Consider the following 13,039-nt stretch of genomic DNA (forward strand, 5'->3'; position numbering starts at 1 on the left):
ACAAATGGATCTCTCCATGAAAGCGTTTACGATTGCCGAGCCCGAGGTTCTCTGTTGCGTCGAAATTCCTGAGCCCACAACGAGTCCAGCCGACGTGTTGTTGAAAGTCCGACGCATCGGCTATTGCGGTTCGGACTTGAACACGTTTCGAGGCGGCAATCCGGTGGTTAGTTATCCTCGTATTCCTGGGCATGAAATTGCCGCTGAGGTATTGTCGATCGGTTCGGATGTGCCTGCGGGGTTTGCGGTGGGTGAGACGGTCACCGTGTTCCCGTATACACAGTGCGGCGAGTGTTCGGCATGTTTGGTGGGACGCCCAAATTGCTGCAAATTCAATCAGACATTAGGCGTCCAACGCGACGGTGCGTTGACCGAGACCATTGCGGTTCCGTGGAGAAATGTGATTCAAGCACCCGGTCTCAGTGTGGTTGAGCTTGCCCTGGTCGAGCCTCTTTCGGTGGGATTTCATGCTGCTGAGCGGGGTCGTGTTACAGCGGATGATACGGTTTGTGTCATCGGTTGTGGCATGATCGGATTGGGGGCGATCGCCGGCGCAGCATTGAATGCCGGTGCACGGGTGATTGCTGTGGATGTTGCCGACAATAAACTCGTCCTCGCCACGAAAGCCGGAGCCAGCCATACCGTGAACTCGGCGAACGAGGATTTGCATACACGGTTGATGGAACTGACCGGTGGTCATGGCCCGGATGTCATGATCGAAGCGGTGGGAATGGACACCACGTTTCGGGCGTGCATCGACGAGGTCTGTTTCGCAGGCCGAGTGGTCTACATCGGGTATGCGAAGCGACCGGTCAGCTACGAAACGAAATACTTTGTGATGAAAGAGATCGACATTTTGGGTTCTCGCAACGCCACGCGTGAGAATTTTCAATCCGTTATCGAGACTCTCCGGTCTGGACGTTATCCGGTCCAAGGCACGATCACTCAGTCAGTACCATTCGCCGAAGCTGGCAAAGCGATGCAGCGGTGGGCGAACGATCCAAGCAGAGTAACCAAAATCCAAATTGAAGTGGATGCAAAAGCATGACCAACTCAACGGTTCCAAATCCATTTGCTTTAACTAACGAGACGGCGCTCATTACGGGTGGAGGTAGTGGGTTGGGGTACGGTATCGCCAGTTGTTTGGTTAAGGCTGGCGCGAAAGTCGTGCTGGTCGGTCGTCGCGAATCGGTTCTGTCTGCAGCAGCGGAAGAGTTGGGGTCGCAAGCCAGCTATGTTACGCATGATATCACCGAAATGGAGCGAGCAGCGGAGTTGGTTGAAAGGTCAGCCGAAGCGGCCGAGAGTTCTGTTTCGATCTTAATCAACAACGCCGGAGTTCATTTGAAGAAATGGGCCGTTGACACATCGCCTCACGAATTCAACACGGTGCTGCAAACGCACGTGGTTGCTGCTCACGCACTGACGCAAGCGGTGTTGCCGGGGATGCTCGAGCGACGACATGGTAATGTTCTTTTCACCGCTTCGATGACATCGTTCATTGGAATGTCACAAGTCGTCGCCTACTCGGCTGCGAAATCTGCTTACGTTGGCATGGTACGCAGTTTGACGACGGAAGTCGCCGACAAGGGCGTCCGTGTCAACGCAATTGCCCCGGGATGGATCGAGTCGCCAATGCTTGAGCAAGCCTTGCAAGGCGATCCCGACCGGAAAGCGCGGATTCTACAACGCACGCCCATGACCAAATTTGGCCAGCAGGAAGATGTTGGCTGGGCCGTCGTTTACCTTTGTTCGCCTGCTGCGAAATTCTTGAGCGGCGTTGTGCTGCCGGTCGATGGTGGGGCGTGCGTCGGTTTCTGAAATTGCTTGGGAAGCAATTGTTCTTAATGTTACAAATCGTCTTTGCGAGATTCCAAAATGTTATCATCACGTTTACTACTCATTCTTGTATTGTTGGGTTGCAACCTTTGCAGTTCATCAATGGTCATTGCGGACGAACGCGATTGGTCCGAGTATCCGATGCAAGAAGGTACCTTTGACCGATCCTGGGATTCACTGGGAACCTATCAAGTGCCTAGCTGGTTCAAAGATGCCAAGTTAGGGATTTGGGCGATTATTGGTCCTCAGTGTGTGCCGATGCAGGGCGATTGGTACGCTCGGCATATGTATGTCGAAGGACATCGGCAGTACGAGCATCACGTGAAGACTTACGGTCATCCTTCCAAGTTTGGCTACAAAGATCTCATTGAACAGTTCGACCCAGAGAAGCTCGACTTCGATAAATTGGTTGGCTTGTATAAACAAGCGGGCGCAAAATACGCGGTTATCCTAGCCGTTCATCACGACAACTTTGACCTCTGGGACTCGAAATATCACGCCTGGAATTCGGTCAACATGGGCCCGAAGCGAGATCTCGTCGGCGAGTTCCGTGATGCGGCAAAAAAGCATGGCGTGCGATTCGGTGTGACCACTCACTTAGCACGCAGTTTTAGTTGGTTGCAGACGAGCCACGGAGCGGACACGAAAGGGCCCTTCGCTGGCATTTCGTACGACGGAGCTAATCCGAAATATCAGTCGTTGTACCATTCGCCTTCTACCGATTCGCCACGATATCCCAGTAATCCACCCGAACAATGGCAGCACCAGTGGTACTCGCGGGTCAAGGATCTGATTGATCAATATCGTCCTGACTTAATGTACTTTGATGGCGGCTATCCCTTTGACGACGGCAGTGTTGGAAGACAACTTGTCGCTCATTACTACAACATCAATACGGCATGGCATGATGGACAAAACGACGCGGCCATGTGTATCAAAAATAATCCGCCTGAACATGGAGCGTTTCGTGATGGCACCTGTGTGCGAGATATCGAACGCGGCAAGACTGCTGAGATTGCCGATCAAACGTGGCAGACGGATACTTGCATCGGCGGTTGGTATTACCGTGTGGGCACGCGATACAAGACCGTCCCGGATATCGTTCGCATGTTGATCGATATTGTAAGTAAGAACGGAAACTTGTTGCTGAACATCCCCTTGCATCCGGATGGCACGATCGACGAACAAGAAGAAGCCATCTTGGTTGGCCTCGGAAAGTGGATGGCGGTCAATGGTGCGGGCTTATATGAGACGCGTCCATGGTTGGTGTACGGCGAAGGGCCATCTTTGGAAAAAAAGGGAGAAGCTGGGCGTCATGGTGGTGTCAAGGATATTGAATCGTTTGTGCCGGGCGACTTGCGTTTTGTCACCAAAGGGGACGACGAACTTTTCGCTTTCCTGATGGCTTGGCCGCCACAGGGACAGCTCACGATCCGATCCTTGGTACCAAGCCAAGAGGGTGATGCGAAGATCGAGTCTGTGGAAATGTTAGGTGTAGAGGCGGCGTTGACATTCCAACAGACGCCCGATGGGTTGGTCATCGAGCTTCCCGAATACAAACCGTGCGAGCATGCGTGGACGCTGCGCATCAATGGTCGCTCGCTGCGGAAGTTTACGCCCCGGTGACTCGGCGATGTGCACAAGCCGATCCGAATATGTCGCACAAAACGTGACCTCTGTAACCTCTTAAATGAAAAACGGGGCCGAGTTGCCAAAGTTAGCATTGTATGCCGAGTCATTAATAAAACTTGGGTCTCTGCAATTTGAACTTGGTGTTTTCAATGAAGGCCTTTTGAAATGTGTGGCGAACTGATGCGAAATCAATCTGATGGTTCCATGTTATACCTCTGGTTCGTCTGTCTTGTGGCGGCGTGCGGTGGGTTGCTTTTTGGGTATGACGCAGTTGTCGTCTCGGGCACGAATACTCAGGTTGAGGCACAGTTTGATTTTAGTAAAGCACAGCTTGGTTTTTATGTCAGTTGTGTCCTTTGGGGCTGTGCGGTTGGCTCAGGCTTGGCCGGCCCGATTGCGGATGCGCTCGGACGCAAGAAGACCCTGATGATCGCGGCGATCATGATTTTTGCGTCAGCCACTTGGAGTGCGATGGCTGCCAGTCCAATCCACTTGATTGGAGCGAGGCTGCTAGGCGGCTTGGGGATCGGGGCCGCAACGATGGTCTGTCCGCTCTACATCTCCGAAATCTCACCGGAGAAACATCGCGGTCGTATGGTGACCTTGTTTCAGTTTACGATCACGATCGGAATTGTGATGTGTGTCTTCGCAAACTGGGGCATCTTTCGATTCTCAGAAGCCAACGCGGATTCCCGTACGCTGTCTGAATTTTGGATGTGGTTTGCCGTCAAAGAAAACTGGCGTGCCATGTTTGCGGCTGAGGCACTCCCTGGAATCCTTTTCCTCGTTTGCGCGTTTTTTATCCCGGAAAGCCCTCGGTGGCTGGTCAAAAAACAGCGTGCAGAAGAGGCCGAAATCATCCTTCGACGCGTCAATGGGATTAAAAAGGCAAGGTCGATACGTTCTGAGATCGAAGAGACAATCCGAGAAGAGGGGGATGTTCGGTTCAATGATTTGTTTACTCGGCGTCTGCGACATCCGTTGTTGTTGGCTGTATTGATTTGCGTGCTTTCGGAAGCCTGTGGTGTTTCCGTGGTGTTCTATTATGGCCCGCAAATTTTTGAAGCCGCAGGATTCGGCCTCGGCGGTTCTCTCGGCGGATTTGCCACCATTGCCATCGTCAATTTGATTGCGACGATTTTTGCGCTCGTTTATGTTGACTCCGCAGGTCGTCGCAAACTATTGACGATCGGCACGATTGGATCGTTGCTGTCCCATCTCGTAATCGGCACACTATTTATGAAAGACGTCACGGGCTGGCCGATCGTTTTGGCCATCAACGCGTTTGTTGCGTTCTTTGCCTGTGCACTCGGACCTGTGAAATTCGTCGTGGTCTCTGAGATTTTTCCCAACCGAATTCGTGGCAAGGCAATTGCTTTGGCAACGGTTTGTATCTGGATGACAAGTGCTGCTGTTGCCCAACTATTCCCGATCATGCAACAGACGATGCCAACCGGAATCATCTTCTTTGCATTCGCAGCGGAATTGGTGCTGCTGTTGTTGATGATCAAATTCCTCATGCCCGAGACCAAGGGCCGCACCATCGAAGAGATTGAACGTTCGTGGCTTAGTCACTAAAGCCAACGTCCTAGGACGTGTTCCGACTCAATGAGTCAGAAGGCAAGTTCGTTGTTACTCGTTGCCGCGAGTGCTTCCGGGGGCTAAGGGGCTGAACAAGACGCAAAGCGAAAAGAATGCAACAATCGCTGAGCTGCTCAATGGAATTGGCTCGACAGCAGGTATGACTGGCAAAGGGTTGCTTAACTGACCCAACACCACCAATGATTGACTCAATATTCGGAACTTCCGGCGTCCTTTCTTAAGGTTCGCGAAAGAGAAGGCCAGAGAAGTCCGATGGCAAAAACGGCCCAAATCGCCCAGGATGCTAATTCGGGCGCGACAGGATCGTTGCCCGATACGGTGGACGTGATCCAGGACGCATAGGAAGAAACTCGCGTTGAAGCAGCAATGTCACCATAGTCCGCGTCCAAGTCCTCGTCGACGCTGGCGATGAATGAGTGGACGCCGGCGACCACTTCACCGGAGCCAAAGTCCATGAACACGGCGCCGCCACTGTCCCCACCAGCTATCAAGTATTCAAGATCAAGTTGCGTCGCGGATCCCGCCCAATTGTCGCCAGCTGATCCACTATCGAAATCTTCGAACAAGACTTTGTCGTTATAGCCCTGCACTGAACTGCCATCGATGTCGACGACGTTATTGCCCGCCCGTTTTGTGCCAGCTGGAGCATTGACGCCGGTCAGGCCCGTGCCCGTCACACCGTAACCGACGTGGGTTGCCGTTTTTCCGACTTCCGATGTATTGGTATTGATGATTGCCGGAGCTACCGTGTACTCGTTGGTTGTCAGTCGCAATAGTGCAATGTCGGTTCCATCGGACAATTCGCCCGTCCAGCCAGGATTGACGAAGCGTTCTGCGCCAACATGGACGCCCCCCCCGCTATCGCTCAGGTCAAACGTCCAGTCGCTGGGCGATAGCCCCACTGCATCGAGGCAATGGCCAGCCGTGAGGATCCAGTTTTCATCAATCAACGTGGCCGAGCAAATATAGGAGCTCCACGTCAGGGCGCCCACTGCAGGATAGCTGGCCGCCAAACTTGTATAGCTCGAATCGGCGCGGTCATGGCGGATTGTTCCACCCATCGCAGGTTCAATGGAGCATGCCCCGAGTAGGGCGATGCAGCAATAGACGACCACGCGTTCAAAAGAAAAACAGAGGTATCGCATGTCATCACCGTGCTCTGATTTGTTCATAGCATCAGACTCAATCAACGAGAAGTAGGTATGGGGGTGGGAAGTGAGGTGGTTCGCAGATGCAATTCGTCCGTGATATCCACGGTCAATTGTACGAATCGTTGCATCGCGTTTTGCGCGTCTCGTGCCATACCACTGGGGTGCCTCATGGATATCTGTAAACGCTGTAAAGCGGGGTAGCGGGCAAGTTGGATTTTCGGAACACGTGGCGCCCGCCAGCAGTCTCCATCGTGCCACGCATATGCGATGGTCATCGCGGGTCGCTCGATTTGACGTGGTTCGAGCGTTTGGAAACGAAACTTGTCATCACGACCCGGCACCGTCCAACGAACGGCGTCGCTGTGCGAGCAAAATTCGTTTCTTGCGTAACATACTTCCGGCTGGTGGCTAGCCAAACGCCCGCTGGGACCCGCTATCAAGGTGACAACCATAATTTCTTTTGTGTCGCAGCGTTGGTAGACTCGTTGCCAGTGATCGCTTGCGTGGAGGATTTTTAATTCGCTCTCTTGTAGCTTCAATTGTTCTAGCTGTCTCCATGAGCCAAGAGTCTCTGGCAGGTCGAATGAACATTGCTGTGCCACTTCGGATCGCGAAGCAGGCATGACGAGACAACTGGCGACTGCCAAGGAACAGCCCAGCAGAACGACATGAAAACGAGTTGGTGTGCAAGTGGTCATGCGCCGCTTTCCTCATGAGGGATTGGTTGCGGTGCAAATGTTTGCTGTAGCGTTGACCAAGCGCGCAGTTCACTGGTGTTGAGCAAGTCGAGTCGAATTTGGCCCGCTCTTGCCAATTCTAAATATTCCTTGGCCCGGTCACGATCGCCAAGGTCCATGTAGGCAGAGGCTAAATGAAGCTGGGCAATGGGGTCAGCCGAAGAGGAATGCTCCGCCGCCTTGGTTAGCCACGCAATGGCGTCCTCTGCACGATTCATTTGCACGAGTATCCAGCCCTTGGTATCAAGGAATTCCGCAATAGGGCCGGTTTGTTTCAATGCATTGTCAATGTGCTCAATTGCTCCCTCGAAATCGCATCCTTCATCGGCCAACATCATTGCCAAATTGTTTGCCGCAACGACATTCTCTGGCTGCAACGTTACGACGCGGCGAAGCATCTCCAATGCATTTGATGTGGCTTGGCATTTCGTGTACCACTTTGCTGCAGCGAGGAGCAACGGCACATCGTCGCTGGTTTTCGCAATTTCATCCTGAACGATCTGCATGATGGTTGCCTTGGACGCATTCGATAGGGTCGCTGCGCTAATACCCACGATAGCAGCGGTGTGTGCTCGGACGGACGTGTCAACGGACCATCGTTCACTAGCGATGAGTTCGACTGCATTGTCCACCTCGCCTTGGCGTGCCAATGCGATCGCCAATGCGGCGACATCGCGAATATCTCCCTTTGCTGCCGAACGATAGTATTCAATCGCAAGCTTTGGATTGCCTGCGATTTCCCAGGCCTGTGCGAGAACTTCATCGGCAATGGGTGAGTCTTGGCGAACGCGACGTTGACGTAGTGTAACCTCGTTAATCGCTTCATCCATTCCACGTTTGTCCTTCAATAGGCTGACGTACTCGAGCCATATTTCGGAGTCGTCTCCCTTCTTGAACACGGCATTGCGATAGCAGTGTGCCGCCGCATCGGTATTGCCCGCTGTTCGCCAAGCTCGTGCAGCAGCCGTCCATTGGTCCGCGGGTGCGTCGACTTTTCCAGCCCGATTTTCAAACAGCCTCGCTGCGTCAGCATATCTGCCAAGACGAACCAAGCATTGAGCCTGCAAGGATTCGATGGTCGCCACCCATTCGTTGGTTGCCTCCGATTTATATAAGTTTCTAGATGCGAGCAGGTGGCAATGTTTGAGCGTCTGCAGTGCCTCTTCGTGCCTTGCCTGACGCATATGCAGTTGCGATTGAACAAGGTTAAGTCGTATTTGCATCGTTCGGCTGGGAGTGACAGCCGCGGTGTCGACTTGACGCTCTAACGTCTTTAACAATTCGTCCAACGCTAAATGATGCTCGCTACGAATTAGAGCCTCAGCCAATTTGATGCCTAGTTCCAAGGGGCGATCACCTGCCAACCGCCAAGCCCGAAGATAGGCCGTTGTGCACGGCAACCATTCGTGTTGCGATTCGCAAACATCTCCTAGCAGAGCAAAGCCACGATGATCGGCTTGATTCACGTCAATGGCTTTCTTAAGAAACGACTTTGCGTCATCTGGTTTATTACCGACCCAAGCTTCGTTGGCTGATGCCAGATAGATCTCATAAGCCACCTGCTTTGGGCATTCGTCGTCAATGCAGGTCAAAGCGGTGTCAAGCGAGGCTGTTCCTTTCCCAAATACGTGATTGAAATTCCATCTTTGAAAATGAGCATGCGCCGATCCAACTCGGTTTGCCGACTTCGGGATAACCGAACCAATCGCCTTGGTCAATCGACTGTCCACAGAATCAGGATGATGGCAACCGAATTCCGCAACTGCGATCACCAGGCTGTCTCGCCACTTTGACACAGGGCCAAAAACTTCAACCGGTTCACTCAATGATTCCATCGAAATTTCCGGCAACCGAGAAGATGCGGAAGGCAGCCGCATACGGACCTCCGCGCACATCTGCATCGTGGTCGCATCATGACGATCCATCGAATAGAGACGCTCCGCACTGCGAATCGCTGCGGAGGCCTCGCCCAATTCAAGTGACAAATCCAGATGCATTCGCAAAGCGGCCAAATGAAAAGGTGCCCGGTTGAGGAGTGCCTCAAGCTCGAAGAAGACCTGCTCGCGTTCAGCTCGATTTGTTGCGGCCTGACGCGAAACCCAAGCGTGCCTGTAATTCGCTTCTTCCGGTGATGAATTTAGATACATCAATTCTTGATAGCAGTCCGCAGCGTGAGCCCAATCGGCATTTGCTTCGTAACGGCGGGCGGTGGTCATCGCTTCCGCCGTGATTCGGTCACGCTCGTACTCGTAGTGCCAGATCAAAGCGAAGGCAAGGACGGTTAAAGCAAACGGCGCGACTGTAATCTTCGCGAACGGCGTCACCGTGAAGCTCGGTCGATGCCAATCGATAAAATTGTTCTGACTTTCTCTGCCTGATCGATTTAGCCGACGTTGACCGATTTCCGTTCGCCAAATGTGAATTACGCTGCCAAGCCAGGCCCTGAATGCCAGAAACAGAACTGCTGAAATGGGCAGGACAAGCCAATCGCCAAAGTCATGAGCCCATGTTGTATAGGATTCAACTCGAAAGCGGTCCATTACAAATGCCATCAGTGTGATGCGGGCTGCGTTCGCCAAAATGGCAGCAGGAATCACTTGCAACATCATCAAGCTCAAGTTCAGAGCACGCCCAAGAGTTGCCGTACTACGGTCCACATCACGGTGATTGCAATGGTCCGTACCAGCGCATCGATTGTTGGGGCCCCGGCCAAGACTCAGGAAAGTGATGACGTAACTCAGTGCGGCAATCGCGACAGTCATTCGTAATCCGCTGCAATCTGCTGTAATGCCTACATGGCCAGTTGCCATCCTTAGTGTGTAACCATCGGTCACCGCCATGGTTGATGTAAGGCTGAGTAGCACGCAACTGGACCAGGCCGATGCCCACTGTAAAAAATGATTGGCCATCATTTCTAATTGAAATGGCAACGGAATCATGAATGCCAGAAAGCAAACACTAGGCAAACTCCAAACCAGGATGGCGCGTCCCCACACAAGACTGATCATTCCGATTAGCCAAATTGGAATGGTCCAACGCTGAATTGCCGGGAAATAGACGTATTCGCCCAAACACATCAGGAAATGGGCTGCCAATAGAAATCCTGTTCCGGCAATCCAAGGCTTTGAGACCTCCGGCAAAGTCGATCTTCGGTACCATAAAAGCCAAAACGCAATCGGTATGACGAGTGGCCCGTGTGAATAACTATTATTTGTTTGCCACTGTTCAAACAGTTGGCCAAAGACGTGACGGTAGCTGAATGCCGCCAGCCCAAACCATACCATGATCACATACGGCAACAGTCGCTCTCGCAAAACAGCGGACTTCGGTTCACAGGGAATCTGTGAAAGATCTGTTAATGCTTGGAGATGTGTTTGCACAGAAGGTCTCAATTCATTCGCACTGGACGCAGTATGCGAAATCGGCTTAGCCGATCATTGGAGACCATTCAAAGCGTTTTCATCTGCGGATCAGAACCAATCGATGCGACCGTGTCTTTCGTCGAAAACAGAAAACTCGTACCCGTGTTTTGTCCGCAAACGACGTCGGAGCGATTGGTGTTGCGACATCCGTCGCCGAAGAAGTGCCTCGCCCGGGGGCGAAGCAGTTGTCGAAGTGAAGAAAAAATCGGAGGATATGCCAATCACAAGGGCGATTGCACAGGATTGCAACCGCATCACGACAAACAGCAACTGCATTGGAAAGCAATTGCATAGGAAACCGGTTGTTCACTTACGGGGCTGCATTGCGTAGGGATGGCAGCGACTAGCCCACGGCGTGAGCCATGGGAAAACAAAACATCAAATGTCCAGCCACGTACTTCGGGATAGTGCGGCGTGTTTGCGCTAACTGCTCGATTGCTGGAAGTAGACTTCTTCATAAGGTTGGACGACGACGAATCCGTTGCCTTGGAAACGCAATTGAACGGATTCGCCCGAACCGCGTCCAAAGAACGATTTGAATTGCAAGTCCGTTTTTAATTCAGGTTCAATATTGCCGGACCAGAGCACGGTGGCATTCGGGTCGGTGATGACCGGTTGATTTGGATTTACAGGCAACGTCATGGGATCATAATGGGTCGTGATGGCCACCATTCCAGTACCTTCCAGGCGAATGTTGAAGAGTCCGCCTGCTAACATCGCAGTCATCTTTTTCATCATCTTGATGTTGTATTGCAGTGACATCTCGAATGCCAACAAATCATTTCCGTTGACTGAGATCGCTTCGTTTTGAAGATTCAAAATCGTGATCTTTTTGCCTGCATCGGCACAGAAAACCGATCCATTCCCCGAGACTTTGGTAAGTGCCGTCCCTTCTCCGGAAACTGCCTTTTTGAGCAAGTTTCCGATCCCACGCGACAATACTCCCTCGCGTTCAAACTTGACTTGGCCTGTGTAAGCGACCATGGCGCCCATCTTGATCCAAACCTCGCCATTGAGGTTGATGTCTAGCATCCGCTCCGATTCCAATTCAAACAGTCCTTGGTTCAAATCGCGGTCTCGAGTCTTTTCTAAAAACGCGTCAAGTGAATATCGATTGTCTGACATTAGGGCGCCTCATTGTGGTGAATCCCGCAAAGAACATTGCGGGTCGAATCGTGAATCGCAACATGTCTCGAGTATATCGGTTTGAAAAACGACGGTGTTGTACGTTCCCTGTGTTTCGATTCGGTCTGCACACAATGAAGCTTCGCAAAAAAGATACGGAGTGAATTTTTTCGTGCGTGGTCAGTGCATCTCGGTGTCACGCCTAAAGCAACTTTGAGATGGATGCTTTGAGTTGGCAGTTCACCCAGTTTGAGTAACCGAATTTCCCTATTTGGCATACTTTCGCGACAACAAAACGAGATAATTGCGATATAGTAATACACACTGGGTTTCTTATCTTATTCGCGGAACAGACGATGCCAACCATTGCCCAAGACTCATCGGAATCTCGTGCTTTAGCCGAGTCATTGGCGTGCGGTGAGCGTGAGATTCATCCCCGTGGTCACGTGACTGTCCCTGAAATGTGCGAGGAAGAAACGCCACTCCGCGCTGCGTTAAAGCATGGTGCGCCGACATTGGTCAGCACACTGCTGCATGGAATTCTGTTGTTTGTGCTTGGCTTATGGTCCGTTGCAATTCCAGAATCCGAGGAGTTCAAAATCGCAAGCGCATTGAAGGGTGTGGAAGAGGAAATGGAGGAGTTCGCGGACTTCGAGCTTGAAGAGTTGGAGCTAACAGAGCAGGAAGAGTTGGCGTCCGAAATGAGTGCTGTCGAATTGGAACCCGTCGACATGTCAGACCTCTCCGCCTCGGAACTTCTCTCCGTCACACCTCTTCCTGAATTGGCTGCATCGTTCGATACATCGGATCTGATGCTTTCAGGTCTTGGGAAGGGGAATCAAGGCCTCGGTGAGAGTTTGGAAATGAACTCCGGGACAATGGCTTCCTTTTTTGGTACTAAGTCTCGTGGCAATCGGATCGTCTTTGTCGTTGATTCATCTTGCAGTATGGTGCAAGGGCGAATGCATACAACGTTGATCGAAATTGTTCGCAGTGTAAGTCAGATGACACAGAAACAAAGCTTCTCTGTTATCTTGTTTAGCGATCAGGTCTACCCGATGTTCTTCCCCTCATCGATTGACGAAATGTTACCGGCGACGGCCGAGAACAAGCAAAAACTTGCCATGTGGCTCAACACAATTGAACTTTGTATCGGCGGACAGATGGTTGAAGCGATCGAAATGGCCGCGACGCTCCGCCCACACGTCGTCTACGTCTTGTCCGATGGGGGACCCTCAATCAAAGCAATCGAGACGCTGAAAGAGGAAAACCAATGGCGATTCGTGATTAATACGTTGGGGATGACCGTTCGTGACGAAGAGGCACAGCAGAGGCTCGTGTCACTCGCCAAAACGTTCGGCGGAGTTTATCGGCCCGTGTACGTCAATCCCGTCGCTAGGGAACTTGCCAAACAGCAGAGGTTCCCGGCGAACAACAAGGGGCCCGGAAGGGTCTGGGGAACGAAAGTGAGAGTCCGGACTCGGTAAATCAGCAACCGGTTAGGTGTGGATTGATGAAGCACTATTTCGAT

At 52.0% G+C, this 13,039-nt stretch carries 9 protein-coding genes; 5 read left to right on the top strand and 4 right to left on the bottom strand.

The features are described from left to right. Positions 1–16 precede the first annotated feature (16 nt). From CA13_RS23590 to CA13_RS23605, 4 genes are all read left to right on the top strand, one after another. Positions 17–1,048 (top strand): zinc-binding alcohol dehydrogenase family protein, encoded by a 1,032-nt coding sequence (locus tag CA13_RS23590; protein ID WP_146400872.1) that lies wholly within the window; start codon positions 17–19, stop codon positions 1,046–1,048. Further along, entirely contained in the window at positions 1,045–1,821 is a 777-nt protein-coding gene (locus tag CA13_RS23595) for an SDR family NAD(P)-dependent oxidoreductase (RefSeq protein ID WP_146400874.1), read from the top strand. Before CA13_RS23590 ends, CA13_RS23595 begins: the two co-directional genes overlap by 4 nt. A gap of 57 nt (positions 1,822–1,878) precedes the next feature. Continuing rightward, positions 1,879–3,465: an alpha-L-fucosidase gene (locus CA13_RS23600; protein ID WP_419194734.1), complete on the top strand. Its 1,587-nt coding sequence runs from the start codon at positions 1,879–1,881 to the stop codon at positions 3,463–3,465. 186 nt (positions 3,466–3,651) lie between these two features. Then, positions 3,652–5,049 carry a sugar porter family MFS transporter gene (locus CA13_RS23605; protein WP_146400876.1) on the top strand — a complete coding sequence of 466 codons (1,398 nt, stop codon included), beginning with the start codon at positions 3,652–3,654 and terminating at the stop codon, positions 5,047–5,049. Positions 5,050–5,261: 212 nt separating this feature from the next. On the opposite strand, the gene CA13_RS23610 is transcribed toward CA13_RS23605, so the two are convergent. The 4 genes from CA13_RS23610 to CA13_RS23625 form a co-directional block, all read right to left on the bottom strand. Next, positions 5,262–6,245: a S1 family peptidase gene (locus CA13_RS23610; RefSeq protein WP_146400878.1), complete on the bottom strand. Its 984-nt coding sequence runs from the start codon at positions 6,243–6,245 to the stop codon at positions 5,262–5,264. Between the two features lie 14 nt (positions 6,246–6,259). Next, positions 6,260–6,922 (bottom strand): exosortase-associated EpsI family protein, encoded by a 663-nt coding sequence (locus tag CA13_RS23615; RefSeq protein ID WP_146400880.1) that lies wholly within the window; start codon positions 6,920–6,922, stop codon positions 6,260–6,262. Further along, the gene (locus tag CA13_RS23620; protein WP_146400882.1) at positions 6,919–10,341 is read right to left on the bottom strand and encodes an archaeosortase/exosortase family protein; all 3,423 of its coding nucleotides are present in this window, start codon (positions 10,339–10,341) and stop codon (positions 6,919–6,921) included. The genes CA13_RS23615 and CA13_RS23620 overlap by 4 nt, the downstream gene beginning before the upstream one ends. 465 nt (positions 10,342–10,806) lie before the next feature. Further along, positions 10,807–11,508 (bottom strand): AIM24 family protein, encoded by a 702-nt coding sequence (locus CA13_RS23625; RefSeq protein WP_146400884.1) that lies wholly within the window; start codon positions 11,506–11,508, stop codon positions 10,807–10,809. 356 nt (positions 11,509–11,864) lie between these two features. Between CA13_RS23625 and CA13_RS23630 the strand changes: the two genes are divergently transcribed. Further along, the gene (locus CA13_RS23630) at positions 11,865–12,995 is read left to right on the top strand and encodes a VWA domain-containing protein (protein ID WP_146400886.1); all 1,131 of its coding nucleotides are present in this window, start codon (positions 11,865–11,867) and stop codon (positions 12,993–12,995) included. Positions 12,996–13,039 lie beyond the last annotated feature (44 nt).

It is taken from the genome of Novipirellula herctigrandis (genome assembly GCA_007859835.1).
GTDB lineage: Bacteria > Planctomycetota > Planctomycetia > Pirellulales > Pirellulaceae > Novipirellula_A > Novipirellula_A herctigrandis.

Bases quoted from the DNA above. Each gene is read 5' to 3' on its own strand.
- CA13_RS23625 (WP_146400884.1), bottom strand. From the start codon at position 11,508: ATGTCAGACAATCGATATTCACTTGACGCGTTTTTAGAAAAGACTCGA.
- CA13_RS23600 (WP_419194734.1), top strand. From the start codon at position 1,879: ATGTTATCATCACGTTTACTACTCATTCTTGTATTGTTGGGTTGCAAC.
- CA13_RS23630 (WP_146400886.1), top strand. From the start codon at position 11,865: ATGCCAACCATTGCCCAAGACTCATCGGAATCTCGTGCTTTAGCCGAG.
- CA13_RS23595 (WP_146400874.1), top strand. From the start codon at position 1,045: ATGACCAACTCAACGGTTCCAAATCCATTTGCTTTAACTAACGAGACG.
- CA13_RS23605 (WP_146400876.1), top strand. From the start codon at position 3,652: ATGCGAAATCAATCTGATGGTTCCATGTTATACCTCTGGTTCGTCTGT.
- CA13_RS23610 (WP_146400878.1), bottom strand. From the start codon at position 6,245: ATGAACAAATCAGAGCACGGTGATGACATGCGATACCTCTGTTTTTCT.
- CA13_RS23590 (WP_146400872.1), top strand. From the start codon at position 17: ATGAAAGCGTTTACGATTGCCGAGCCCGAGGTTCTCTGTTGCGTCGAA.
- CA13_RS23615 (WP_146400880.1), bottom strand. From the start codon at position 6,922: ATGACCACTTGCACACCAACTCGTTTTCATGTCGTTCTGCTGGGCTGT.